This is a genomic window from Streptomyces sp. NPDC001220, assembly GCF_053597895.1.
The window spans coordinates 122416-148018 of the sequence record NZ_JBSFJE010000010.1; the positions used below are offsets into that span (position 1 = coordinate 122416).

The window sequence follows — 25603 nt, forward strand, 5'->3', positions numbered from 1 at the left end:
GGGTTTCCAGGGGCGCCCGCGCCCGAGGTGCGGTGCGGTGCGTCAGTGCCGCCCCGCCACCCGGTCCGCGAGCCTCGCCAGGCGGGACGACTCGGTGCTCGGGTGGCGGCGTTCGCGCTGGTCGGCGGTGCGGTAGGTGGCGTACATGCCCTGCACGCCGAGCCAGCGGAAGGGCTCCGGCTCCCACTTGCGGACCTTGTGGTTCACCCACGGCAGCTCCGTCAGGTCGGTGCGGCCGGCCTGGCCGGAGTCCAGCTGGACGAGGTCCCGCAGCGTCCGTCCCGCGAGGTTGGTGGTGGCGACACCGGAGCCGACGTATCCGCCCGCCCAGCCGAGCCCCGTGGAGCGGTCGAGGGTGACGGTCGCGCACCAGTCGCGCGGGACTCCGAGCACCCCGGACCAGGCGTGCTCGATGCCCACCCCCGCGAGCGCCGGGAAGAACCGCACCAGGATCTCGCGGAGGGCCTCGATCGTCGCCTCCTGCGTCCGGCCGTCGTTGTCCGTCCGCGACCCGAAGCGGTACGGCACCCCGCGGCCGCCGAGCGCGATCCGCCCGTCGGCCGTGCGCTGGGCGTACATGTAGGCGTGCGCCATGTCGCCGAGGGTCTGCAGCCCCTGCCATCCCACCGACGCCCACTGCTCCTCGGTCAGCGGCTCGGTGGCGATCATCGAGGAGTTCATCGGCAGCCAGGTGCGCTTCTGCCCCTTCAGGTTCGCGGTGAAGCCCTCGGTGCAGCGCAGGACGTAGGGGGCGCGGACCGTGCCGTAGGGCGTGACGGCGTGCCGCGGCCGGATCTCCGTCACGGGGGTGGACTCGTGGATCCGCACCCCCAGCGCCTCCACGGCCGCCACCAGCCCCTTCACCAGCTTCACCGGGTGCAGCCGGGCCCCGTGCGGGGTCCAGGTCGAGCCGACCGCGTCGGCGACCCGGATCCGCTCCCGGGTCTCCCGGGCGCCGTACAGCTCGCGGTCCTTCTCGCCGTACGACAGCTCGTGCTCGTGGAAGGCCCTGAGGCGGGCCAACTGGGCCGGGGTGGTGGCCACTTCCAGCACGCCGCCCTTGTGCAGATCGGCGTCGATGCCCTCGGCCGCGGCGACCGCCACCACCTCGTCGACGGTCTGGTTCATGGCCCTCTGCAGCCGTACGGCGGCCTCGTGGCCGTGCAGCGCGGCGTACCGGTCGCGGCCGGCGACGCCGTTGTAGAGCCAGCCGCCGTTGCGGCCGGAGGCGCCGTACCCGCAGAACTTCTGCTCCAGGACGGTGATCCGGAGGAAGGGGGCGGCCTTCTTCAGGTAGTACGCGGTCCACAGGCCGGTGTAGCCACCGCCCACGATCACCACGTCCGCGGTGGCGTCCCCGTCGAGCGGCTCCCGTACCGCCGGGAGACCGTCGTTCGCGTACCAGAAGGAGATGCCCCCGTTGACGACACTGCTTGCCGAGCTGCTCATGGGCGGACGTTAACCGTTGAGGGCGGCCAGTGTCTCCTTCGGATTCCATGCTTTTCCGCGGCCTCTGACCAGCGGATAGCAGGCGAGACCGATCAGCGCGGCGACGAAATGGCCGAGGTCGGTGAAGGTGGGCGACTCGGTCAGCGGCAGGCCGTAGACGAGCAGGACGACCGCGATGTACGGATACCGCCAGGGCGTCGCGATCCGGTACGCGAGTACCGCGATCACCCCGGCCAGCGCGTAACTCACCCCGATGTCCAGGGTGTTGACCGCGGAGTGCGGGGCGATGCCGTCGTGGATGCCCTTCAGCAGCGCACCCTCGCTGATCAGGGTGGCCAGCACGTGCGCGGCCACGCACACCAGCAGCCAGCGGGCCGTACCGAGCCAGCGTTCCGCGGGTGCGTGGAAGACGGTGTAGAGGAAGGCGTACGGCACCCAGTGGCCGCCCGAGATCCACATCGCGCTGGCGACCAGCACCCGCACCGGGTTGTCCGACAGCTCGCGGATGTTGGTGGACCGCTGCCGCAGGAACTGCTGCTCGAACTCCGGTGACATGTGGTGCAGCGCGACGGTCGTCACGAAGAGAATCGCCAGCCAGACGTACGTGCCGGGGGCGCTGCGGACATACGCCCACGCCTCGCCGCCGAGACCCCGGAAAATTCGCATGAGGCGATTCATGCACGATCGCAACGTCATGCGGGTGATTGACATTCCGGCGGGCTGATCGCGCGGCACACCCGCCGACCGCTCAGTCGACCGCTCGTCCGACCTGTTCCGCCACCGGGGTCTGCGTCGGGGCGTCCTGCTTCGGGGGCTTCGCCGTGACCAGCAGGGCCGCGGACAGGCCTCCGAGGAGCATGATGCCGGTCGCCCACCAGATGGCGGTCGTGTAGCCGTGTACGACGGATTCCGGGACCACGACGGCCCGCTGGGCGGGGCTGTGGAGGTGCGCGGCGAGGTAGGCCGCGCTGCTGCTGGTGGCGATCGTGTTGAGCAGGGCCGTACCGATGGACCCCCCGACCTGCTGCGAGGTGTTGACCGTGGCCGAGGTGACCCCGGAGTCCTGCGGGGCCACGCCCGCCGTCGCGGTGGCGAAGACCGGCATGAAGGTCAGGCCCATGCCGAGCCCCATCAGCACCAGGGAGGGCAGGATCTCGGTGGGGTAGGAGGAGCTGACCGTCATCCGGGTCAGGAGCAGCAGACCGCAGGCGGCCAGCAGCGTCCCGGGGACCATGAGCATGCGCGGCGCCACCCGGTACAGCAGGCGCCCGGATATCTGGGTGGAGCCGGTGATGATCGCCAGGGTCAGCGGGAGGAAGCCGAGGCCCGCCCGGACCGGGGAGTAGCCGAGGACGACCTGGAGGTAGTAGGTCAGGAAGAGGAACAGCCCGAACAGGGCGATGGTCGCGAACGCCATCGCCAGGAAGCAGCCCGCGCGGTTGCGGTCCCTGACGATGTGCAGGGGCAGCAGGGGGTTCGGGGCGCGGCTCTGCCACCGGACGAACCCGGCGACCAGGACGACCCCGGCCGCGAACAGGCCGAGGACCAGCGGGTCGCTCCAGCCGCGCGGCTCGGCCTCGCTGAAGCCGTAGACGATCGCCACCAGTCCGCCGCAGCCCATCAGCGCGCCGGGCACGTCGAGCCGGGCGCCGGCGCGGCCCGGGCGGTCGTGCAGCAGCGCGGAGGCGCCGAAGACGGCCAGGACGGCGATGGGCACGTTGACGTACAGACACCAGCGCCAGTTCAGGTACTCGGTGAGCAGCCCGCCGACGATGAACCCGATGGCCGAGCCGCTGCCCGCGAGGGCGCCGTAGATGCCGAAGGCCTTGCCGCGCTCCCGGGGGTCGGTGAAGGCCGTCGTCAGCAGGCTCAGCGCGGAGGGTGCGAGGACGGCGGCGAAGACGCCCTGGAGGGCGCGGGCGCCGAAGAGCATCCCCGGCGTCTGCGCGGCGCCGCCGAACGCGGAGGCGACGGCGAAGCCGGCCAGCCCGACGACGAAGGTCCGTTTGCGGCCGACCAGGTCGGCGATCCGGCCGCCGAGCAGGAGCAGGCCGCCGAAGGCGAGTGTGTAGGCGGTGATCACCCACTGGCGGTTGCCGTCGGACATGCCGAGAGCGCGCTGTGCGGAGGGGAGCGCGATGTTCACGATCGTCGCGTCGAGGACGACCATCAGCTGGGCGAGCGCGATGATCACCAGGCCCCACCAGCGGTGGGTGTCGGCCGCGTCCTTGCCGGGGTTCGTGCCGGGCGTTTCACCCGTTCGGGCGCTGCTCATTCGAACAGAAGACCATCAATCTGTACGTATCGCATCCCGGGGTGTGTCAAGACGGGCCGGACCGGGGCCGCATTCCGTTGTCGGGCCGGACCGGGCCCGCATTCCGTTGTCGGGCCGGACCGGGGCCGCATTCCGTTGTCAGTGGCGGCCTGCAAGATGGGGGCATGGCGAGGACAGTGGCCGGTGGGACCGGCGCAGGCAGGGTGAAGGGCGCGCGGCGGCCGGAGGTACGGCTGCCCGAGCTGGAACCCTGGGGCGGCGGCGAGCTGGAGCCGGACGGCGACTACGACGGGCTGGAGTTCCGGGAGGCGGACTTCGTCGGGCAGGACGGCGCGGGCGCCCGCTTCATGGACTGCGCGCTCACGGGCTGCGCCTTCGACGAGACGGGGCTGCGCCACGCCAGGCTGCTGGACACGGTCGTCACCGGGGCGAGAGGCGTCGGCACGGACCTGGCCGAGGCCACCCTGCGGGACGTCGAGCTGGTCGACGCCCGCCTGGGCGGCACCCAGCTGCACGGTTCCGTCCTGGAGCGCGTGGTGATCCGCGGCGGCAAGATCGACTACCTCAATCTGCGCACGGCCAAGCTCAGAGACGTGGTCTTCGAGAGCTGCGTCCTGGTGGAACCGGACTTCGGCGACGCCGTCCTGGAGCGGGTGGAGTTCGTCGACTGCACCCTCAAGGAGGCCGACTTCACGGGGGTGACGATGAAGGACGTCGACCTGCGGGGCGCCGCGTCCCTGGAGATCGCCAGAGGGGTGGAGCGACTGGCCGGGGCGGTGATCAGCATGTCCCAACTGCTGGATCTGGCGCCGGTGCTGGCGGTCCAGCTGGGGATCCGCGTGGAGGGCTGAGCCCGGCGGGCCGCGGTGCTCAGTCCTGGGGAGTCCGGCGGGCCGCGGTGCTCAGTCCTGGGGTGTGGCCGCGGCCGCCTTCCGCAGGCCCAGGTGGTCGTCCGGGTCCTGGAGCCGGTCCTGCTGGGCGGCCAGCATGCGGCGGACCACCGGTTCCGGCATGCGGATCACCACCGGCCGGGGCAGGGTCAGCTCCCGCACGGCGGTACCGGTACGGCCGGGGCGCACACGGTTGCTCACCCTGGCCACCACCCGCACGTCCAGCGTGAACTGCACCAGGACCGACGCGGACTTGGGCTTGTGCAGCGGCATCGAACCCGACGCGTTCACCGCCGAGTCGGCCGCGCCGCCGCTGCCACCGGCGTTGCCCATCAGCTGGTTGAGGCGGAACTCGTCGGCGTTGAGCAGTCCGGCGCCCGCCAGCCCGCGGGCCGATCTGCCGTGGTCGGCGGAGCTCAGGCCGTCCGTCTGGGTGGGCCGGGGCGCGTCCAGGTGGCTCTGCCCCACCGTCTCGAAGGTCATCTTGTCGCCGACTCCCAGCACCCGCCCGTCCCGCAGCCGCGCGTGCAGGGACGCCCGCAGGTCCTGGCCCGCCGCTCCGGTGGCGTGCACCGGCGGCAGCTCCGCCCCGGCGGAGGTCAGCAGCGGCAGCGCCGCGATCAGCCACTCGGTGGAGACGGCCTCGTTCAGGGTGTACGCGGCGGCCTGGCCCTTGGACCGGAAGCGGTCGCCGCCGCCCGCCTCCCGGACCGCGGAGCCGACCAGCTCCCGGATCTGCGGGGCGCCCTGGAAGCCGTTCACCTGCGCCTCCATCGGCAGCCGCACACCTCCGGAGCGCCAGCCGCCGAGCGCGGCCGGGTGGTCGTCCCGCGGGCCGGGAGCGGGGGCCACCGGCTGGTGGCGCGGCGCGGTCAGCCGGCCCAGGGCGGCCAGGTCCTTCTCCAGGACGCGGTGGGTCAGCGCCTGGCGGCCCAGGGAGACCAGCGCCACCCGGCGGTCGCCCCGGTGCAGTTCCAGGGTCGCCTCGATCGGCACCCGCACCTTCGACGACTTCGCGGTCTTCGCCTCCGCGACCGTCTTCATGCCGAGTTGGCCGCGGCCCGCCGTGCCGGAACGCCGCGAGCCGCCCGAGCCGACACCGAGCCCCGCCGCACCGCCCATGCTCTTCAGCTGCCCGGCGCCGCCGTCCGGTTTCCCGGAGCCGGCGAAGATCCCCTCCACGCCGGTCGTCGCGCCCTCGTCGTGGGAGGTGGCCTGCTGGGCGACGGCCGCGGTGATGTACTCCAGGTCCCGGCCGTCGTCCGCCGTACCGTCGTAACCGCCGTCGCCCAGGCGGTTGACCTTGAACACCGCCCAGTAGGGGGTCCTGCGGCCGTCGAACAGCTCGACGGCGACCCCGCCGTCCATGGCGCCGGAGAGCAGTCCGGTGCTGCCGTCGCGGTCCAGGACGCGCAGCAGCCGTTGCACGTTGTCGTTGCGGTCGGCCAGCTGCCGCCGGGGCAGCAGGTCGTCGGCGAGGCTCTGCTGCCCGCTCTCCGCGAGGCGGGTACGCAGCCGGGCCAGCAACGGCACGAAGTTCGGCAGGTTCTCGATCATGCCGAAGCCGAGGGGCAGCGCCCGGTCGAAGGACGGACCGGCGGCGCGCGGCGGCGCGGACGTGGTGGAGCCCGCGGTGGTGGAGCCCGCGGTGGTGGAGCCGGCGGTGGTGGAGCCGGCGGTGGTGGAGCCCGCGGTGGTGGAGCCGGCGGTGGTGGAGCCCGCGGTGGTGGAGCCGGCGGTGCTGGTCGCGGCCGGGGCCGTCGTTCCTGTGGCGCGGACCCCTTCCCGGGCCTCGCGTTCGGCGCCCGCGCGGGAGCTCTCCGCCGGTCGCCGTTCCTGCCGGGTGGACGGCGTCGTCGTCGGCGCCGGTTCGGCGTCGAGCTTCAGCTGCCTGCGGATCGAGGCCGGCAGCTGCGCCTCCGTCAGCCACACCGCCGCCTCGGCCGGCAGGGTGCGGGCGGCCGTCGCCACGTAGGGGCCGCCGCCGGTGACCTTGACCTCGGCGACCATGGTGACGAGCAGGTCGCACTGGACCAGATAGAGCGGCGCCTTCTTCGGGGTGTGGGCGTTGCGCTCGACCGTGCCGGACAGCGCCGCGGACCGGGCGTCGCCCTCGCTGGTGGTGCGGCTCCCGGACAGGCCCTGGCCCAGGCGCCACTCCGGGCCGTTCTCCGAGCCGGTGGCGCCGACCTGCCAGGTGCTGGTGGTGCCCTGCCCCTCCTGGCCGGCGGCCTGGTGGCCGCCGAGCACGAAGGTCTCCGTACCGGGACCCGCGCCCCGGTGCAGGAACTTCGGGTTGGCCAGGGTGAGCCGGGTGCCCACGGCACCGTTCAGCGCGGCGAGCCGCCGCGGATAACGCAGGTTCTTCACCACCCACCCGGAGGACGCGGCCTGCCGCAGCGCCGCCGTGACGGCCTGCGGGCCGAACCGCTCCTCGATCGCCAGCCGTGGCGCCAGCCCCTCGGCCTGCAGCGCGGGATCCTCGCGGACGCCCTTGTTGCGGGCGGCGGCCCGGGACAGCAGCTGGAAGGCGAGGTCCCGGACGGCCTGTCCGTCGCCGACCGTCTCCACCAGCTGCCAGTCCCGCAGCGCCTGTCCGGTGGACGGCCGGGGCACGAGCGTGGCCAGGTCGCCTATGCCCTCGGCGGTGACGGCGTGGTCGGGCCGAGGGGGCTGTGCCCGCCGCCGGTCGCGCACCGCGTCCTGCCGCCGCTTGCCCTCCTCGTCGAGGGTGAACTCGGTGGGGGTGACCAGCCGTACGTCCTGCTCGTCCAGATGCAGTCCGGCCAGCCGTTTCGGTTCGGGCGCGTCCTGGCCCGGGGAGCCGGGGGTGAGGGCGCGGCCGAGCTTGCGCTGCCGGGAGGTCATGGTGACGTCGACGTCGAGGCGCAGGGCCGCCCCGAAGGTGCCGGCCTTCTCGGAGCCGTTGGTGAGGACGTCCGTGCGGGTGGTGGGGCCGGCCTGGTTGCGGCGGGTGCCGGCGCGGTGCCTCTCGTAGCGGGCCGAGCCGGTCAGCATGCCGGGGACGATCCTGGCCTGCCCGAGCACGAGACCGCCGATCGAACGTGAACTGCCGCGTCCGCTCTGCGTGTTGGCGGTGACACCGGAGTGGCTGCGCACCAGCCAGTTGTCGGTGTCGCCGAGGTAGCCGGTCTCGCGGAGCTGCCCCGTGACCCGGAGCTGCACGTCGTGCGCGTGCAGGGTGGTCTTGCGGCGCAGCCGGACCCGGATGCCGGTCGTGGTCAGCTGGTCCTTGTTGACCCGCAGGTTGGTCTCGGACAGGGCGGCCATCAGCTCGCGGTGGTTGCGCCGCTGGAGCGCGGCCTCCTCCTTGCCCGGCGCCGAAGCCACCGCATCGGTACCGAAGGAGGGCAGGTAGCCGGCCAGCCGGGGGTCGGTCGCGAACAGCTCCTGCACGGCCCGGACCATGGGGCCGGTGTCGAGTTGGCTGAGGGTGACGCTGGAGCCCATGGCGCCGAAGGGGAGGTGCCGCTCGACGTCGACCTCGTTGCCGTTCTCGTCGGTCCGTCTGGGCTTCTCGATGAACTCCCCGGCCTCGGCACCGGGTGGCAGCGGCAGTCCGAGTGACCGCGCCTCGTCGGCCCGCAGGCTCATCCACACCCGCATCGGGTGCCGGGCGACCCGGGTGCCGGGGCGCAGGATCATCCCGGCCGAGCGCGGTCCCGTGCCCTCCGCGGTGAACTGGACGGTCGCGAGGTAGAGCACCTTGTCGCCGCGCACCTCCGCGCCCTGGCGGCTCGACACGGTCTGCTCGGCCACCGTGAACCGTGCCTTGCGGGCCGCCGCGACCGGCATGGCCGTGGCCCGTACGACGGCGGCGTTGCCGGCCGCTCCGACGCCGATGGCCGGGCCCAGGCCGCCCGTGACGGCGCGCCCCTTGCCGGCGCTCTCGGTGACCGTGTGCTGGGTCTGCTGGTGGGTGCGCAGCTGGGTCCCGCCGGTGCCCCAGCCGGGCGACATGCCGGTGATCTCGGCGCGCAGGCGGTAGCTGCCGACGCTGCTGCCGTCCTTGGACGCCAGGTCCTCGCCGGTGACGCCGTCGCGCAGCAGCCGGGGCATGTCCTCCAGGACGGTCGCCGTGGAGGTCGCCTCGTAGAGCCGGGCGCGGCCGGGTGCGCCGGGCGCGGTGAGCGAGGGGTGCAGGACGGCGGCGACCGCGTCGAAGAGCCCGCCGCCGCCCTGGTGCGGGGCGGCGCTGTCGGTCACCGCGACCGGGGCCATGGAGTCGGCGAGCGAGACGATCCGGGCGGTGCCCGCCTGGAGGGGCTGCGGGGCGGCGGGCGCCGCGGTGCCGGCCGGGACGAGGTGTTCGGTGGGCACGCGCTGGGTGAGGGTGCCCGAGCCGTGGAAGGTCTGCGCGGGCCGCGTCGCGTGCTGGGCGCCCTGCTTCTTGATTCGTACGCCGTACCGCACCTTGCGGGGTGCCTCGACCGAGCCCTTCTCGCTGCGCAGCACCCGCGGTTCGGCCACGTTGCGCTGGCTGCGGGACTCCCGCGAGGACTGCCAGGGCTGCGCGTTCGCCAGGCCGGCGCCGCCCAGCCACAGCCCGGGTACGACGGGTGCGAGGCCGAAGGCCATGCCGCCCAGCCCCTTGCTGGATCCGCCGCTCGCGGTGGTCGCGACGGTGGCGGCGGTGTTGTGCTGGACGTCGACCTTGGTGTCCTTGCCCTCGGCCTCGTCCACCGCGGCGAGCGGCGCCCCGTCCGGGTCGGGCAGGGTGTTCGCGAGCAGGTCCTTGGGATGGAAGACCGGCGGCCGGTCGTCGGGGGCGCGGGAGACGGTGACGGTGACGTCGAACCACTCCTTGCCGGTCCTGCCCTGGACGGCGAAGGCGCGGCCCTGCCCGTAGAACGACTCGGGGCGTCCGGCGAGCTCGGCGCCGATGCCGGCGACCGTGCCGTCGCCGTGCCCGACCACGGCGGCCACCGCGTTCCGTACGAACTCGTGCCCGGTCAGCCCGTACGCCGTGGACAGCCCGGCGGCCTGGAAGTCCATCAGGTACGGCGGCAGCCCGAGCCCCGACTCCGTGCGCTCTTCCTCGACGGTGGCCACGGGCGCCACCGGCCGGCTGCGCACCGCCGACGGCCGGGAGACGCCTTTCCCCTTGGCGTTCCGCAGCGCCTCCGTGGTGGCCGCGTTCCCCGCGGCTCCTCGCAGGGCCAGCAGCGCGTGTTCCGTGGGCCCGATGGACGTGCTGGGCCCGGCAGGCGGGGTGGTGCCGACGGGCACGGTCGAGCCGAGGGGCTTGGCGGTGACCGGTACCGGTGCCCGGGAGACCCCGGGAGAGGCGTCTTTTCCGCTGTCGCCTGCCTGTCGCTGCGTCCGCACGGAGTCAACGTAAAGGCGGCCGGGCCAGGCGGAACGCCTTCCGTCTCACTTGTCACCCCCGCCTGGCTGGTCGGTCAACTCCCGTACATCCGGACGTCGTTCAACCCGCCGGGGAAGGCTACGACACCCTCGGGAATCGGGCCTGGAGCGTCCAGATCGCCGGGTTGTCGGCCAGGCCCTCGTGCATGTCGGTGAGGTCGGCGATCAGATCGTGCAGGAAGTCCCGTGCCTCCCGGCGCAGTTCGGCGTGGGAGAAGGTGAGCGGAGGCTCCTCGGCCGGCATCCAGTCCGCCTCGACGTCCACCCAGCCGAAGCGGCGCTCGAAGAGCATGCGGTCGGTGGACTCGGTGAAGTCGAGTTCCGCGTGCTGCGGCCGGGCGGCCCGGGACCCCGCCGGGTCGCGGTCGATCCGCTCCACGATGTCGCACAGCGCCCACGCGAAGTCGAGCACCGGCACCCATCCCCAGGCTGTGGACAGCTCCCGGTCCGCCTTGGTGTCCGCGAGGTAGACGTCCCCGCAGAACAGGTCGTGGCGCAGCGCGTGGACGTCCACCCGCCGATAGTCGGTCTGGGGCGGGTCCGGGAACCGGTTGGAGAGGGCGTAGCCGATGTCGAGCACGTCGTCGATGGTGTCATGGCGTCCTACGATCACGTGCGTGCCCCGATCCATGCCCCGATCCGTGCCCGTTCTCCCCTCCGTCCTGCTCTGCCTCGTGCTGGCCGCGTGCGACGGCGGGGTGCACGGCACCCCGGGCGGCGCGGGCGTCCACGACCCGTACTTCCCGAAGGCGGGCAACGGCGGCTACGACGTGAGCCACTACGCCCTGGACATCGGCTACGACCCCGGCACCCGCCGCCTCACCGGCACCGCCGTGATCACCGCCCGGGCCACCCAGGACCTGTCCGCGTTCGACCTCGACCTCCGGGGGCTGCACGTCGACAAGGTCACCGTCGAGGGCAGGGAGGCCCGCTGGAACCGGGCCGGCCAGGAGCTGACCGTCCGCCCGCACGACGACCTGGACCAGGGCGAGACCTTCGGCACGACCGTGCGCTACTCCGGCCGCCCGGAGACGATCACCGACCCCGACGGCTCGGAGGAGGGCTGGCTGCGTACCGCGGACGGCGCCCTCGGCCTCGGCGAGCCGGTCGGGGCCATGGCCTGGTTCCCCGGCAACCACCACCCCTCCGACAAGGCGTCGTACGACATCACGGTCACCGTCCCCGAGGGCCTCCAGGCCGTCTCCAACGGGGAGTTGAAGAGCGAGACGACGAAGAACGGCCGTACGACCTTCGTCTGGCACACCGCCGAGCCGATGGCGAGCTACGTCGCCACGGTCGCCGTCGGCCACTACACGGTGACCCGCTCCACCCTCCCCGACGGCCTGCCGGTGTACACGGCCGTCGACCCGACGCAGGTGAAGGCGAGCCGGGCGGTGCTGGCGAAGCTCCCCGAGATCATCGAGTGGGAGGCGTACAACTTCGGCCCCTACCCCTTCTCCTCCACCGGCGCGATCGTGGACCGCCCGGCGGACTCCGGGTACGCCCTGGAGACCCAGAACCGGCCCGTCTTCCCCGGGGCCCCGGACACCGAGACCCTCGTCCACGAACTCGCCCACCAGTGGTACGGCGACTCCGTCACCCCGAAATCCTGGCGGGACATGTGGCTCAACGAGGGCTTCGCGACCTACGCCGAGTGGCTCTGGGCCGAGGACCACGGCGGCCCGAGCGCCCAGCAGACCTTCGACAAGGTCTACGCGAGCTCCGGGGACAGCGACCGGTGGGCGTTCCCGCCCGCCGAGCCGTCGAGCGCCGCGCACATCTCGGACCCGCCCGTGTACGACCGGGGCGCGATGGTCCTGCAGAAGATCCGCCAGAAGGTCGGCGACGACACGTTCTACGACATCATCCAGGGCTGGGCCGCCACCCACCGCCACGGCAACGCGGACACCGCCGAGTTCACGGCGTACGTGGAGAAGAAGGCCCCCGGCAAGGACTTCTCCGCCGTCTGGAAGGACTGGCTGTACGGCGACGGCAAGCCGGCCCGGCCGTAGGCCCGGTCACCCCTGAGCCGTACCCAGCTCCTTGCGCAGCACCGCGCACGGCCGCCCGAGCTGCCGGTCCGGGCGATGACCGATCACCTCGTACCCGAGGGCCGTCCAGAAGGCGAGCCCCTTCGGGTTGTTCTCCAGCACGGCGAGCCGCAGGGCGTCCCGCCCCGCCGCCCGGAACCGTTCCTCGACGCCCTCCGCGATCCGCCGCCCGTACCCCCGCGCCCGCGCCCCCGCGTCCACCATCAGCAGTCCGATCCACGGATCCGGGTCGGCCGGATCAGGATGCCGGGCCAGGGTGATCACCACTCCCACCAGCCGCCCCTCGGCCCGCGCCAGCAGCACCTCCACGTCCGGGTTCGCCAACTCGTCGGCCAGCGCACCGGCCACCTGCTCCGGCCGGATGTCGTCCGGATCCGGAAAGTCCCCACTGAGCGCCTGGAACTCCCGATCGGAGGCGTACAGCGCGGTGAGCTCGGTGAGCAGCGGGCCCGGGATGTCGTGGTCGGGGGTGAGGGGGAGCGGGGCGAGGATCATGCGGGCAACCTATCCGGCCCTACTGGCCCGGAGGCGGGTAGCGGGGCAGGCCGTCCGTCGCGATGGTCCAGTCGGCGATGGTGACGTCCTCGCCGTAGACGAAGTCCTTGCGGGTCGCGTAGCGGGGGCCGTCCGGGCGACTGCCACTCGACGGCTTGGGTGAAGGCCTCGTCCTTCGTGGTCTGCCTTCGTGGTCCGCATCTTTTCCACCAGACCCGGCGTTACGACGGCGAGAGCCGAGCGCAGGGCTTCAGGGGTCTGTTCGGGGCGGGTGATCAGTTCGCTCCCAGGACCGACCTCGGCGTTCATCGTGCCTTCCGGACGCTCAGATCAGGGCTCAAGCGGAAGTGAGGGCTGTTCCGCGGCTGGTCCCAAATAGGTGTACTCGGTGGACCGCGCGATACCCATGGAGTCCAACTGCTGCCGGAACCGGACCCGGAAGTGGACGTTGTCGCCGAGACCAGGACGCATGCGCAGCAGTTCGTCGGGTTCCTCGAAGCGGACGTCGTATGCGGGTGCGTTCTTGGCGGTACCCGTCTTGACCTTCACCATGCCGCTTTCCCGTAGTTCGGTGATGCGGCCGGAGATGGTGATCTCCTGGTCTCGATCCCTGGTCTCCCGCAATCGCTTCACGTAGCTTCTGCCCTGCTCCGTCAGGCGGGCGCGGCGCAGACTGCCGTCAGCGCCGTACCAGGTCACGCCCAGGTCCAGCGCGTATCTGCTCAGGGCCCGGGACACCGTTTCTACCGCGTCGAAGAGCTTCGCCCACTCGCGGATGTCGCGTTCCGACTCAAGAGCGTCGAGCAGCATGGTGAGGGTGCCGAGACCGGTGGAGGCAGCGGACGTGGGGGGCGCGTCGAGGGCGTCGGTTCGGGCGGACTCGACGGGTGTGGTGACGGGCCGGGCGTGTACGACGGTGCTGCCGGCCGAGATGCCTGTGAGTTCCAGCTGTACCGGCGTACCTGCTGCGGCGGAAACCAGGTGCTCCACGGGTTCGAGAAGTGCATCGCCCCACTGGAAGCGGAGAGCACCGCCCCCTGCATCCGGCCCGGTCAGCCGTAGTTGGAGTTCCTCTTCGAGCAGAGCGTCCGGTGCGTACTCACGTGCTGCCGCCAGCCGGCTCGCCCGGTGTTCCGCCTCGATCTCCTCGTCGTCCCGTTCCTCGGTTCCCATTGAGTCCAGGAGAACCGCGAGTCCTGACAGATCGGGGTGCTGTGCCAGGTGGTTGCCGATCACCACGAAGTGGGACGTGTGGCGGGAGTTGTCGTGCAGGAGACCGCCGGACCCCCGGTTCGGGTGCTTCTTGGTGGCAACACGGGGCTCGGCGCACGAGGGCGCGCTAGGGTTTTCCGTATCCATCGGGAAGGTTCTGCTTCCTAGGTGGTCAGGCCCTCGCACTGGGATTGCCCGTCCCGGCGGGGGCCGAAGTTTTTCTGCGGTTGTTTCGCTGAGCGTAGGGCACGCAACCCGCCTCAAAGCCAGCCGAGTTGGGCATATTCACTCGCGGGAGTGACGCTGCGCGACGGGCGGGAGGGGTGGGGCTTGGTGGGGGTTCTTTCTCCCCGTCGTTCCTTAGGTGGTGACGTCCCTCGCCACCGACGCCCGCGTTTCCGGGCTACGGTGACACGCCGATCTCGGCCCACACCGTCTTGCGTGGCGGCAGGCCGGGGGGCCACGCCCCACTTGTCGGCGAGTGCCTCGACGAGAACCAGGCCTCGGCCCGACTCTGTCTCCGGGACGGGGAGTTCGGCGTGCGGCACCACGTCACCCCGCGTGTCCGTGACCTCGATCCGCAGGGTGTCCCCCACGACGTAGAGGGTGAGGCCGAAGTCGCGTCCCGGTACCCGCCCGTGCGTCGCCGCGTTCGCCGCCAGCTCGGCCACGATCTGCCGCGCCGGATCCAACGGCAGCCCCCAGGCGTGCAGTTGCTCGGCGGCCGGCAGTCGCGCCAGGCGGGCGCCCCGGGGTGTGGACGAGAGCCGCAGGCTCATGTTGTCCGCGCCCGCGAACTGAACGGAAACGCGGGGAGCCCCCGGTGTTGAACCGAGGGCTCCCGTGCAGCGCAGCGTCGGTCAGACGTTGACGCCGAAGTCCTGGGCGATGCCGACCAGGCCGGAGGCGTAGCCCTGGCCCACCGCGCGGAACTTCCACTCCGCGCCGTTGCGGTACAGCTCGCCGAAGACCATCGCGGTCTCGGTGGCCGCGTCCTCGGAGAGGTCGTAGCGGGCGATCTCGGCGCCGCCGGCCTGGTTGACGATGCGGATGTAGGCGTTGCGGACCTGGCCGAAGTTCTGCGAGCGGGTCTCCGCGTCGTAGATCGAGACCGGGAAGACGATCTTGTCGATGTCGGCCGGGAGGGCCGCCAGGTTGACGTTGATCGCCTCGTCGTCGCCGGCGCCCTCACCCGTGCGGTTGTCGCCCGTGTGGACGATCGTGTTGTCCGGGGTCTGCTTGTTGTTGAAGAAGACGAAGTGGGCGTCGGAGTAGACCTTGCCCTGCGTGTTGACCGCGATCGCCGAGGCGTCGAGGTCGAAGTCCGTGCCGGTGGTGGTGCGGACGTCCCAGCCGAGGCCCACGGTGACGGCGGTCAGGCCTGGAGCCTCCTTGGTGAGCGAGACGTTGCCACCCTTGGACAGGCTTACAGCCATGGTCGGGAGTCCTTTCCCTCGTTTGCGTACGGCCGTGCGGCGTACGGGCTTGAAGCTACAGCTACCCGTATGAACGCCACGAGGGGTACCGAAGGTTCCAGCTCGCTTTACTTTCTTTGCCAAACGGGTGAGGGGCGATATTCGCGTGACGTGCGCCGGTCAGGCGCGCGACCATGGGGGCATGTCCGGTCCGTATCTCATCCGCGGCTCCGTCTCGCTCCCCGAGGCCGAGCTCAACTGGCGTTTCTCGCGGTCGTCCGGGCCGGGCGGGCAGCACGTCAACACCAGTGACTCACAGGTGGAGCTGCGCTTCGACCTCGCGAACACGGCGGCGCTGCCGCCGGTGTGGAAGGAGCGGGCGCTGGCACGGCTGGCCGGGCGGCTCGTCGACGGCGTGGTCGTCGTACGGGCGTCCGAGCACCGCTCCCAGTGGCGCAACCGCGAGACCGCGGCGGTACGCCTCGCGACCCTCCTCGCCGAGGCCACCGCGCCCCCGCCCAAGCCCCGCACCCCTACCCGCATCCCACGCGGCATCAACGAACGCCGGCTGCGGGAGAAGAAGCAGCGGTCGGACACCAAACGGGGCCGCACGGGCCGCGACTGGTCCTGACGGCCGTCTCCGGATCTTCCAGAGCTTCCAGATCTTCTGCGCGGCGGGATCGCCGGAGATCATCCCCGCGGCGAGATCGCCGGAGATCATCCTCGCGGCGGGATCACCGGAGGTCTTCCCCACGGTCAGATCACCGGCATTCCGAGATCACCGGGATTCTCGGTCGCGACCGGTCGGCCGTCCCCCCGCACGGGTCATGTCTTTCACGTTCGTTCGCGATCGCATCGCGTGTATCGCGTCCCGGAACGGCCTTTCGGTCCGCGCCCGAGGAAAGCGTGCCCGCGGAATTGAAAAACAGACCGTGCGGTTTCATCCCAGCTGCCGGTACCGGCCCCGGAAATACATCAGCGGTCCGCCTTCCGCGCTCGGGAGTTCGGCGGTGAGGACGCGGCCGATCACCAGGGTGTGGTCGCCTGCCGTCACCCGCTGCTCGGTGCGGCACTCCAGGGTCGCGAGGGCGCCGCCGACCAGGGGCGCGCCCGAGGCCTCGCCGCGTACGTACGGAATGTCCTCGAAGAGCAGGCGGTCGCTGATGCGGCCCTTCATCGCGAAGCGGCCGGCGATGTGGCGCTGGCTCTCGGTCAGCACGGAGACCGCCCACCGTGGCTGTTCGTCGAGCAGGTCGTCCATCCGGGAGCCCTCACGCAGGCTGACCAGCACCAATGGCGGATCCAGCGATACCGACATGAACGCGGTGGCGGTCATGCCGACGTCCTCGCCCGTCGGTGCCAGCGGGTCGTCCGGGTCCAGCGACGGCTCCTGCGCGGTCACCAGGACCACGCCCGCGGCGAGCCGGGCCAGGGCCGCCTTGAACGCTTCGTTGCTCACCCCCACAGCATGCCCGGTGGCTTCTGTGGCGGTGGGGGAGGGAGTCTTCAGCACGCCGGAAACGCTAGTGTCGGCCCCTGTGCGTCCGCATCGGCCATCGGCCCGAGCCGGGTCCTAGGACCAAGGGCGGGTGAAAGGTCGTAACGTGCATCATGTGCACACACCTACAAAGGCTGTGTTCAGTAAACGCACAGGGAAAACGCAGAAACTCCACGCAATTGCTCATGTTCTACTGTGACTTGAGTCACAAGGGGCATTAATTGTTGACCCTGTGTACCGAGTGGGCAGCGCACTGTGATTCAGTGGCGGGGAAAAGTAGCGCCGAAGCAGACCCTTGATTCGCTGCGAGGTCTCGGGGGGAGGGCGAACATGGAGACCGAGTCGGAACCCTACGTCCGTCTTGCGTCCCTGCGACAACTGCACCAGGTCATGGCCGACATGAACACGGCCCGCAGTCTGGCGGACACCCTGCAGACCGTCGCCGACGGTGTGATCACCGCCCTCGGGTTCGAGATGGCGTGCGTGAACCTCGTACGCCCCGACGGCGATCTCGTGGTCGCGGCCCTGTCCGGCAACTCCGCCGCCGAGGCCCTGATCACCGGCCGGGTCGGGTCCCGTGACTCCTGGGACCGGCGGCTGAACATGGGCGAGAAGTGGGGCGACCTCGTCTTCATACCGCACACCGAGGGCTGGGTCCTCGACGACGACGACGTCCCGCAGTGGTACACCGACGGCCCCGCGCCCCGCTTCGAGGACGAGTGGCACCCCTCGGACCGCCTCTTCGCCCCCATGTACACGCCCGGCATATCGGGCAGCTCCTGCGGCGAACTGCTCGGCGTGATCTCCGTGGACCGCCCGCGCAACGGCCGGCACCCCGGCGCCTGGGGCCGCGAGGCCCTGCAGATGTACGCCTTCCAGGCCGCGATCGCCATCAGCAACGCGCGTCTACGTGCGAACATGCAGCGGGCCCTGGTCCGCCTGGAGCGCGAGCAGCAGGCCCTGCGCGCCAGCGAGGAATCCTTCCGGCAGGCCTTCGAGTACGCCCCCTCCGGCATGGCGATAGCCGAGATGGGCGGCGACCAGCACGGCCGAATACTGCGCACCAACGACGCGCTGTGCCGCCTGCTGGGCCGCCCCGCCTCCGCGATGCGCCGCTACTCCTTCTCCGACCTGGTCCACCCCGAGGACATCGGCACCCTGCTGCGCACGTCGGCGGAGGGCGGCCGCGCGGAACTCCGCCTCGGCCGCCGCGACGGCACCTACGTCTGGGTCTCGCTCCGCAACTCCGTGGTCGCCGACGCGGCCGACGGCCCCCGCTTCCTCCTCACCCACGTCGAGGACATAGAGGAGCGCAAGCGCCGCGAGCTCCAGCTCGCCCACCGCGCCTCCCACGACTCCCTCACCGGCCTGCCGAACTCCGCCGAGCTGCGCTCCCGGCTCGCCTCCCGGCTCTGCCGCCGCGCCGACACCGACGGCCTGGAGTCCCTGGACGCGGCCTACGGCCACCCCGCCTACGACGCCAACGGCCACGGCTTCGACTTCGCCGGCACCTCGCAGTCGTACGACGGCTACGACCACCATGTGCACACCGTCGCCCCCGAGGAGGGCCGTGACGACGGCGCCAAGGGGCTCGCGGTGCTCTTCTGCGACCTCGACGGCTTCAAGTCGATCAACGACCGGTTCGGGCACAACGCGGGTGACGCGGTCCTCATCGAGGTCGCCCGGCGGCTCAGCAGGGGGGTGCGCGACGGGGACACGGTGGCCCGCCTCGGCGGCGACGAGTTCGTGATCCTCGCCGACGGGCTCGGCAAGGCCGACGCCCAGGACCTGGCCGTACGCCTGCGCAACGAGATCATCCAGCCGATCCGCGCCGAGGGCCGGGCGGTCCGGGTGGGCGCCAGCTTCGGCATCGGGTGGGCGCACTGCGGCATGTCGGCGGACGAAGTCCTGAAATCCGCCGACGAGCGGATGTACGTGGAGAAACGATCTCGTCCCAAACAGCATCGCCGTGCCGGATGATTCCCAGGTCATCGCATTGATGCGGTCCGAGTCACCCGTTTGGGTCAGTCAGACCGGGTAGGCTCGACTCTCAATACCTGTACCGCATCCGCCCGCACCTGTTGAGGAGTACCAAGGGATGACGCCCGGCGACAACGGCGCGAGCACGCCCGAGGACGACGACCCGTTCGGCTACCTGTACGCCGACGGCCAGGCCAGAGGAGCCCAGCCGCCGTCAGGTTCCGGTGGCTACGGCTACCCGAACGCGGTCAGCAGGGTGCGCTCGGTCGGCGAACGCAGCTACGGCGGGCAGCAGCAGGCACCGCAGGCGCAGTACGGCGGCCAGACCATCCCGCAGCAGCAGCCCGGCTATGGCCAGCCGCCGAGCGCGGCCTACCAGGCCCCGGAGACCTTCCCGGGCGGCGCGCCGGCCACCCGCCAGCAGACGCCGCCGCCTGGCCGCGGCCGGGGCCCGAACACCAAGGGCCTCCTCATCGGCGCCATCGCGGTGGTCGCCGCGGTCGTCATAGGCATCAGCGTCGCGATGATGAACGGCAACTCGGACGACAAGGCCGGCAGCGACGCCTCCACCCCTCCGGCCCAGTCGCAGAGCGCATCCCCGACGCCGTCGAGCACCAGTTCGGTCTCGGCCGCGGGCGAACTGCCGAAGATCGACGCGAAGGCGCTCCTCCTGGGCGGCGGCGCTTCCCTGGCGTCGGACGTGAAGGGTGCCGAGGCCGGGGGCGGTACGTACGTGACGGGCTTCAACCAGACCGGCGCCTCGGTCACCTGGACCGTCAACGGCATCCCGGAGAGCGGCAAGTACTCCGTGTACGTCGGCTACAGCGTCCCCGGCAAGGACGCCACCGCCACCCTCACGGTCAACGGCACGGCGTCCACGACACCGATCGGCATGGACAACTACGCGCATGCCGCCGGCGGCAACTACGAGAAGGGCTGGACGCAGACCTACAGCTACGTCCAGCTCAACAAGGGCACCAACACCGTCAAGATCTCGTGTGAGCAGGGCGACCAGTGCGACGCCCTCCTCGACCAGGTGTGGCTGGTGAAGGGCTGGGTCAAGTCCTGAGCCCCGGGATGATTCACGCCGCCGCGTTCCCGCCGGCCACCGTGACCTGGCCGAGCAGCTTCTCGTAGGCCGCGCGGTCGAACTCGCCCGCTACCGGCGCCAGTACGGTCGCCGCCGACAGTGCGACGGCCCGTGCCAGGCGGTCCGGCCACGGCAGGTGTTCCACCAGGCCGGAGAGCAGGCCGGCGACCGCCGAGTCGCCCGCGCCGGTCGGGTTACCGCGTACCGGTGCCGGAGGCGTCGCGCGCCAGCGGCCCTCCGGGGTGAGGGCCAGGAGGCCCTGTGGGCCCAGCGAGGCGACCACCGTGCGGGCGCCGCGTCGGCGGGTGTCCTGGGTGGCGCGTGACGGGTCGTGGGAGCCGGTGAGTTCGGCCAGTTCGGCGGCGTTCGGCTTGACCAGGTCCGGGCGGGCGGCCACCCCGCGCCGCAGCGGCTCCCCGCTGGTGTCGAGGAGGACGGGGACACCGGCCGTCCGGGCGCTCTTTATCAGGCCCGCGTACGCCCCGACCGGTACCCCCGGCGGCAGGCTGCCGCACAGTGCCACCGCCGAGGCCCCGGACAGCAGTTCCGAGTAGTGGTTCAGGAAGGCGTCCCATTCGGCCGGCGCTGTCTGCGGGCCGGGCTCGTTCAACTGGGTCGTGTCGCCCGTGAGTTCGTCCACGACGGCGATGGTGCGGCGGGTCGGCCCGGCGACCGGCAGCAGTGCGTCCCGCACGCCCGGGGTCTCCGCGAGGCGTTCCCGCACCGCCCGCCCGGTGGCGCCGCCCGCGAAGCCGGTCACCGTCGTCTCGTGCCCGAGCGCGGCGAGCACCCGGGCCACGTTCACGCCCTTGCCGCCCGGCCGTTCGGTCACGTCCGAGACGCGGTGCGAGGCGTGCGGGCGCAGTGCGCCGACCCGGTAGGTGATGTCGAGAGCGGTGTTCAGCGTGACCGTGAGGATCACCGGGCGACCTCCGTCGTGCATGCCCGTGCCGTCCGTCGGGGGTCTCGATCATGCCAAAGAGACGGCGGGCGGCCTAGAGTTCAGGTCCGTCGAGGGAGGTCGCCTCGGGCTTGGTGTGGAGGATCTCGCGGGCCTGCTCCGCCGCGCGGGCGATGCTCTCGCTGACGAAGTCGAGGAAGCGGGCGATGTTCTCCAGGCGGGTGGCGGCCGGGGTGCCGGGGACGAGGACGCCGACGCCCTGCCGGGCGATCTCGACGATCTGGGCGGTGGACCGGGCGCTGGCCATCATCGACTGGTACCAGATGTCGTCGTCGACGACATAGCGCTCGCGGCGGCCCTCGCCCTGTTCCCGGCGGGCGAGTCCCTGGCTCTCCAGGAACGCGATCGCCTTGGAGACGGACGCCGGGCTGACCTTCAGGCGCTCGACGAGTTCGGCCGCGGTGAGGCTGCCGGTGTCGGTGAGGGTGAGGGAGGCCATGACGCGGGCGGGCATCGTCGTCATGCCCGAAGCCATCATGACGGTGGTCAGGGTTTCCTCGTACTCCCGCACGGCCTCGGGGTCGCGTCCGTGGGCCGGCGCCGGAGCCCCGGCGACTTCGGGCGCGGTCTTCTGCCTGCTCCGGTGGGCGCGGTGTTCGGTGGCGCGGTGGGCCAGGTCGGCGCGGTAGCCGGTGGGCCCGCCGTTGCGCATCACCTCGCGGGTGACCGTCGAGGTCGGACGGTCGAGGCGGCGGGCGATCTCGGCGTAGGCGAGGCCGTCGGCCAGTCCCAGCGCGATCTGCTGGCGTTCCTGCTGGGTGAGTCTGCCTCCCGGCATCGGCGGTCTCCTTCGTGCCCTCGGCGGTCCTGCCGTCGGTCCCAGCATAGCGTTCACTTTCAATTCATTGCAACGCGCGCACCGTCGCCGTTGCGTTCATCTCTAGAGTCAATGCAACACTTTCTAGGCCGTGAGCTGGGTAAACGGCTATTCAGCGCAACGAGTCTGTTGCCTGATCAGTGAACGCAACGTAGCTTTTCCTTCATCGGAAACAGCGAGTCACAGGAGAAGACGATGCAGAAGTTCGACACCACCGCCCCGGTCTCCGTCGTCCTGGAGATCCCCGCCGGACGCGTCCAGCTCATCGCCGCGGACCGCGCCGACACCACCGTCGAGGTCCGGCCCGCCAACCCCGCCAAGAGCCGGGACGCCGAGGCCGCCAAGCAGGCCACCGTCGACTACGCCGACGGCGTCCTGCGGATCACGGCCGCGGCCTCCGGCAACCAGCTCTTCGGACCGTCCGGATCCCTGGAGGTCACCGTCCAGCTGCCCGCCGGCTCCCGTGTCGAGGCCAACACCAGCGGTGCCGAGCTGCGCGGTGTCGGACGCCTCGGTGACGTCGTGTTCGAGGGCGCGTACCGCCAGATCAAGATCGACGAGGCCGCGAGCGTCCGCCTCACCGCACTCGACGGCGACGTCGAGATCGGCCGGCTGGGCGGCCCCGCGGAGATCAGCACCGCCAGGGGCGACATCCGGATCACCGAGGCCGTACGCGGCGCGGTCGTGCTCCGCACCCAGGACGGCGACATCTCGGTCGGCGCCGCGGCCGGCGTCTCGGCCGCCCTCGACGCCGGAACCGGCTACGGGCGTGTCAGCAACGCCCTCAAGAACGACGGCACCGCCGAACTCGACATCCGCGCCACCACCTCACGCGGCGACATCACCGCCCGCAGCATCTGAGAAAGCAGCACCAGGACCATCCCGGCCGGGCCCCGCCGCGATCCGCGGGGGGCCCGCGGGAGCCGCACCCGACACGCTCACACGACCAAGCAGGGGGACACATGATGAAGGACAGCACTTCCGCGGCCGGTTCGCGGTGGACCGGCATGGTGCCGGTCGACGACACGGCCCTGGCCGTCACCGACAGCGGCGGTAGCGGCATCCCGGTGGTCTACCTCAACGGCCAGTTCGCCACGCAGGGGTACTGGAGGCGGGTTGTCGCCGAACTGGGGCCGCAGTGGCGGCACATCACCTACGACGAACGGGCCCGCGGCCGGAAGTCCGGGCGCTCGGCGGACTACTCCTTCGAGGCCGCCATGCGGGACGTCGACGCCGTTCTCGCGGCCAGAGGTGTGGACCGGGCGCTGGTGGTGGGCTGGTCCTACGGGGCGGTCGTCGGGGCACACTGGGCGGCCCGGAACCCGGAGCGTGCCCTGGGCGCGGTCCTGGTCGACGGCGCGGCACCGCACGACTGGCTGGACGACGCCATGGAGCAGCGGATCCGGAAGCTGTTCCGGCGGATGGGCTGGTTCATGCCGCTGCTGCGTCCGACCGGCCTGACCCCGCGGCTGAACCCCGCGCAGATGGCGGACTCCAACATCGAGCTCGGCAGGCTCTCCCGGGAACGCGAGCTGGGTCCCGTGCTGGACGCCATCAGCGTTCCGGTGCGGTACGTGCTCGCTTCCGGGTCGTCCCTCGGCAGCAAGGGCGACGAACAGGAGGAGATCCGCGCCGCCCTTGACCAGGTGTTCGACAGGAACCCGAACATCCGGCTCAGCGCGAAGGTCGCCAGCAACCACGGGGCGATCCTGAAGAAGGACTTCCGGGCCGTCGCGGATGCGGTACGCGAGGTCGCCGTTCTCGACCGCGAACGGAGCTGAGGACGCGCGCAGTTGCCGGGCCGGGCCCCGCCACGGCATCCAGGTGGCGGGGCCCGCCGTCTCAGCGCGGCGCGGCGGCCGACGGAAGCTCGGGTACGACCACCCACGCGCCCTGTCGCATCACGCCCTTGAGCGTGAAGTCGGCGTCCAGGACGAGCAGGTCGGCGTCCTTGCCGGGCTCCAGGGAGCCGACGCGGTCGTAACGGCCCAGCAGTCGCGCCGGGTTGGCGGACAGTGCGGCGACGGCATGCTCGACGGGGAGCTTGTCGATGGTCACCGCCCGCCGCAGCGCGCGGTCCAGCGTCAGCGTGGAGCCGGCGATGGACCCGCCCTCCACCAGCCGGGCGACCCCGTCGGTGACCTCGACCTCCAGCGGGCCCAGCAGATAGCGGCCGTCACCGCTGCCCGCCGCGTCCATGGCGTCCGTGATGAACGCGACCCGGTCCGGGCCGGCGTGGTGGAAGGCCAACTGCAGGGCGGCCGGGTGGAGATGGGTGCCGTCGTTGATCAGCTCGACGGTGACCCGCTCGTCCTCCAGGAGGGCGGCGATCGGGCCGGGGGCGCGGTGGCCGATCTGCGGCATCGCGTTGAAGAGGTGGGTGGCGACCGTGGCGCCCGCGTCGATCGCCTCCAGCGTCTGCTCGTACGACGCGTCGGTGTGGCCGACGGCGGCGATCACGCCGTGCTCGGCGAGCAGCCGTACGGACTCGATGCCGCCCGGGAGTTCGGTGGCCAGCGTCACCATCCTGGCGTGGCCGCGCGCCGCGTCGACCAGCTTGCGGACCTCCGCCGGGTCCGGGTCGCGCAGCAGCGCCTCGGAGTGCGCGCCCTTGCGGCACGGGGAGATGAACGGGCCCTCGAAGTGGATGCCGGCGATCTCCCCCTGCTCGGCCAGCTCCGAGAGCAGGCCGGCCTGGCGGCCGAGGACGTCCATGTCGTCGGTGACGGTGGAGACGACGAGGGTGGTGGTGCCGTGCACGCGGTGCGTGTGGACGCCGGTGAGGACCTGCTCCGCGGTGCCGGAGCTGAAGGAGGCTCCGCCGCCGCCGTGGTTGTGGATGTCGACGAATCCTGGGAGGAGCCAGTGGCCGGTGACGTCGACGACCTGGGCGTTTTCCGGGGCGGTGGCGGCGATTCTCGTGCCGTCGACGACCACTTGGCCCTTGTCGACGACTCCGGTCGGGAGGACTACCCGGGCGCCGTCGAGGACCAGGCCGTTCGACCCCGGCTGCGGGTGTGTTGTGGCTGGTCGCGCAGTTCCCCGCGCCCCCAGGGGCGCGCTGTAGTGCGGCTCGTTCGCAGCCATCAGGGGGTTACCTCCGGAGTAGTCGTCGTCTTCAACAAGTCCTGGGCGAGCAGGCCGGCCCCCAGGCAGCCCGCCGTGTCTCCCAGGGCGGCCGGGACGATGTGCGGCAGTTTCTGGAACGTCACTCGGTCGCGTACGGCCTCCCGCAGCGGCTCGAACAGGACATCCCCCGCCTCCGCCAGGCCGCCGCCGATGATCAGGACGCGTGGGTCCAGCAGGGTGAGGGCCGTGACCAGGCCGTCGGCCAGGGCGGCCAGCGCCTCTCCCCACACCCGGACGGCGTTCGGGTCCCCGGACGTGACGGACTTCGCGCAGCCCGCCGCGCCCGCGTCCGGATCACCGCCGGCCTTCGCCCACGCCTCGCTCACCGCGGCCGCCGACGCGTACCGCTCCAGGCAGCCGCGCTGCCCGCACGGACACGGCAGGCCCTGCGGTCGTACGACGATGTGGCCGATCTCGCCCGCGAAGCCGTGCGCGCCCGACTCCACCCGGCCGTCCAGGCCGAAGCCGCCCGCGATACCGGTGCCGAGCGCCACGAAGAAGAAGCGGTCCGCGCCCTTGCCCGCACCGAGCCGGCCCTCGGCCAGGCCGCCGGTGCGCACGTCGTGGCCGAGGGCGACCGGGATGCCGAGGCGGTCGGCGAGCAGGGCGCGCAGGGGTACGTCGCGCCAGCCGAGGTTGGCCGAGAAGACGGCGACGCCGTTCGGCTCGTCGACTATGCCGGGTACGGCGAGGCCGGCCGCGGCCGCACCCTCGCCGAAGTGCTTCTCGCCGTACGCGTACAGGTCGGCGGCGAAGTCGAGGATGGCGGCGACGACGGCCTCGGGACCGCGGTCGCGGCCGGTCGCCCGGCGGTCCTGGTGGAGCAGCTCGCCGTCCGGCCCGACCAGCGCGGCCTTCATTCCGGTGCCGCCCACGTCCAGGGCGATGACATGTCTCACGGGAACAGTGTGGCCCTCCGACCCGCAAGAGGTCTAGTCCACTTACGTGGTGTA

At 71.8% G+C, this 25603-nt stretch carries 20 protein-coding genes and 2 pseudogenes; 7 read left to right on the plus strand and 15 right to left on the minus strand.

The genetic code is table 11. The features are described 5' to 3' along the window. Positions 1-42 precede the first annotated feature (42 nt). The 3 genes from ACWDGI_RS24260 to ACWDGI_RS24270 form a co-directional block, all read right to left on the minus strand. Positions 43-1449 (minus strand): NAD(P)/FAD-dependent oxidoreductase, encoded by a 1407-nt coding sequence (locus ACWDGI_RS24260; protein WP_450762231.1) that lies wholly within the window; start codon positions 1447-1449, stop codon positions 43-45. Positions 1450-1458: 9 nt separating this feature from the next. Then, positions 1459-2115, minus strand: a complete 657-nt coding sequence (locus ACWDGI_RS24265) for a rhomboid-like protein (RefSeq protein WP_450762233.1) — start codon at positions 2113-2115, stop codon at positions 1459-1461. A gap of 82 nt (positions 2116-2197) precedes the next feature. Further along, positions 2198-3724 (minus strand): MFS transporter, encoded by a 1527-nt coding sequence (locus ACWDGI_RS24270; RefSeq protein WP_450762235.1) that lies wholly within the window; start codon positions 3722-3724, stop codon positions 2198-2200. Between the two features lie 164 nt (positions 3725-3888). On the opposite strand from ACWDGI_RS24270, the gene ACWDGI_RS24275 reads away from it, so the two are divergent. After that, the gene (locus ACWDGI_RS24275; protein ID WP_450762237.1) at positions 3889-4575 is read left to right on the plus strand and encodes a pentapeptide repeat-containing protein; all 687 of its coding nucleotides are present in this window, start codon (positions 3889-3891) and stop codon (positions 4573-4575) included. Positions 4576-4626: 51 nt separating this feature from the next. Here ACWDGI_RS24275 and ACWDGI_RS24280 read toward each other — a convergent pair whose 3' ends face one another. Both ACWDGI_RS24280 and ACWDGI_RS24285 read right to left on the minus strand, forming a co-directional pair. After that, positions 4627-9963, minus strand: coding sequence for a hypothetical protein (locus ACWDGI_RS24280; RefSeq protein WP_450762239.1), 5337 nt, complete (start codon positions 9961-9963; stop codon positions 4627-4629). 118 nt (positions 9964-10081) lie between these two features. Then, a complete protein-coding gene (locus ACWDGI_RS24285) occupies positions 10082-10582 on the minus strand; it encodes a hypothetical protein (RefSeq protein ID WP_365799989.1) in 501 nt (166 codons plus the stop codon). Between the two features lie 49 nt (positions 10583-10631). Here ACWDGI_RS24285 and ACWDGI_RS24290 point away from each other — a divergent pair, with 49 nt between their 5' ends. Continuing rightward, positions 10632-12014 (plus strand): M1 family metallopeptidase, encoded by a 1383-nt coding sequence (locus tag ACWDGI_RS24290; protein ID WP_450762613.1) that lies wholly within the window; start codon positions 10632-10634, stop codon positions 12012-12014. A gap of 6 nt (positions 12015-12020) precedes the next feature. Here the strand turns inward: ACWDGI_RS24290 and ACWDGI_RS24295 are convergent, their stop codons facing one another. The 5 genes and pseudogenes from ACWDGI_RS24295 to ACWDGI_RS24315 form a co-directional block, all read right to left on the minus strand. Beyond that, a complete protein-coding gene (locus ACWDGI_RS24295) occupies positions 12021-12548 on the minus strand; it encodes an N-acetyltransferase family protein (RefSeq protein ID WP_450762241.1) in 528 nt (175 codons plus the stop codon). A gap of 19 nt (positions 12549-12567) precedes the next feature. Continuing rightward, positions 12568-12684 (minus strand): annotated as a pseudogene (locus tag ACWDGI_RS24300) (Uma2 family endonuclease); the annotation flags it as partial. Between the two features lie 194 nt (positions 12685-12878). Beyond that, positions 12879-13907, minus strand: a complete 1029-nt coding sequence (locus ACWDGI_RS24305) for a hypothetical protein (RefSeq protein WP_450762243.1) — start codon at positions 13905-13907, stop codon at positions 12879-12881. A gap of 256 nt (positions 13908-14163) precedes the next feature. After that, positions 14164-14539: pseudogene (locus tag ACWDGI_RS24310) on the minus strand (ATP-binding protein). Between the two features lie 81 nt (positions 14540-14620). Beyond that, positions 14621-15196, minus strand: coding sequence for a TerD family protein (locus tag ACWDGI_RS24315; protein ID WP_351484356.1), 576 nt, complete (start codon positions 15194-15196; stop codon positions 14621-14623). Between the two features lie 181 nt (positions 15197-15377). Here ACWDGI_RS24315 and arfB point away from each other — a divergent pair, with 181 nt between their 5' ends. Next, on the plus strand, positions 15378-15806 hold the full coding sequence (arfB, locus tag ACWDGI_RS24320; RefSeq protein WP_450762245.1) for an alternative ribosome rescue aminoacyl-tRNA hydrolase ArfB: 429 nt from the start codon (positions 15378-15380) through the stop codon (positions 15804-15806). A gap of 309 nt (positions 15807-16115) precedes the next feature. Here the strand turns inward: arfB and ACWDGI_RS24325 are convergent, their stop codons facing one another. Beyond that, positions 16116-16688: a flavin reductase family protein gene (locus ACWDGI_RS24325; protein WP_450762247.1), complete on the minus strand. Its 573-nt coding sequence runs from the start codon at positions 16686-16688 to the stop codon at positions 16116-16118. Positions 16689-17003: 315 nt separating this feature from the next. Here ACWDGI_RS24325 and cdgB point away from each other — a divergent pair, with 315 nt between their 5' ends. Together cdgB and ACWDGI_RS24335 are read left to right on the plus strand one after the other, a co-directional pair. Beyond that, positions 17004-18653: a diguanylate cyclase CdgB gene (gene cdgB / locus ACWDGI_RS24330; RefSeq protein WP_450762249.1), complete on the plus strand. Its 1650-nt coding sequence runs from the start codon at positions 17004-17006 to the stop codon at positions 18651-18653. A 118-nt stretch (positions 18654-18771) separates the two neighbouring features. After that, the gene (locus ACWDGI_RS24335; protein ID WP_450762251.1) at positions 18772-19722 is read left to right on the plus strand and encodes a carbohydrate-binding protein; all 951 of its coding nucleotides are present in this window, start codon (positions 18772-18774) and stop codon (positions 19720-19722) included. 13 nt (positions 19723-19735) lie between these two features. Here ACWDGI_RS24335 and ACWDGI_RS24340 read toward each other — a convergent pair whose 3' ends face one another. Together ACWDGI_RS24340 and ACWDGI_RS24345 are read right to left on the minus strand one after the other, a co-directional pair. Next, entirely contained in the window at positions 19736-20665 is a 930-nt protein-coding gene (locus ACWDGI_RS24340; protein ID WP_450762615.1) for a 1-phosphofructokinase family hexose kinase, read from the minus strand. A gap of 73 nt (positions 20666-20738) precedes the next feature. Beyond that, positions 20739-21482: a helix-turn-helix domain-containing protein gene (locus ACWDGI_RS24345; RefSeq protein WP_450762252.1), complete on the minus strand. Its 744-nt coding sequence runs from the start codon at positions 21480-21482 to the stop codon at positions 20739-20741. 234 nt (positions 21483-21716) lie between these two features. Between ACWDGI_RS24345 and ACWDGI_RS24350 the strand changes: the two genes are divergently transcribed. Together ACWDGI_RS24350 and ACWDGI_RS24355 are read left to right on the plus strand one after the other, a co-directional pair. After that, on the plus strand, positions 21717-22382 hold the full coding sequence (locus tag ACWDGI_RS24350) for a DUF4097 family beta strand repeat-containing protein (protein ID WP_450762254.1): 666 nt from the start codon (positions 21717-21719) through the stop codon (positions 22380-22382). 101 nt (positions 22383-22483) lie between these two features. Continuing rightward, on the plus strand, positions 22484-23302 hold the full coding sequence (locus ACWDGI_RS24355) for an alpha/beta fold hydrolase (RefSeq protein ID WP_450762256.1): 819 nt from the start codon (positions 22484-22486) through the stop codon (positions 23300-23302). Positions 23303-23363: 61 nt separating this feature from the next. On the opposite strand, the gene nagA is transcribed toward ACWDGI_RS24355, so the two are convergent. Further along, positions 23364-24608 carry an N-acetylglucosamine-6-phosphate deacetylase gene (nagA, locus tag ACWDGI_RS24360; RefSeq protein WP_450762257.1) on the minus strand — a complete coding sequence of 415 codons (1245 nt, stop codon included), beginning with the start codon at positions 24606-24608 and terminating at the stop codon, positions 23364-23366. Beyond that, positions 24608-25549, minus strand: a complete 942-nt coding sequence (locus ACWDGI_RS24365; RefSeq protein ID WP_450762259.1) for an ROK family protein — start codon at positions 25547-25549, stop codon at positions 24608-24610. The genes nagA and ACWDGI_RS24365 overlap by 1 nt, the downstream gene beginning before the upstream one ends. Between the last annotated feature and the right edge of the window lie 54 nt (positions 25550-25603).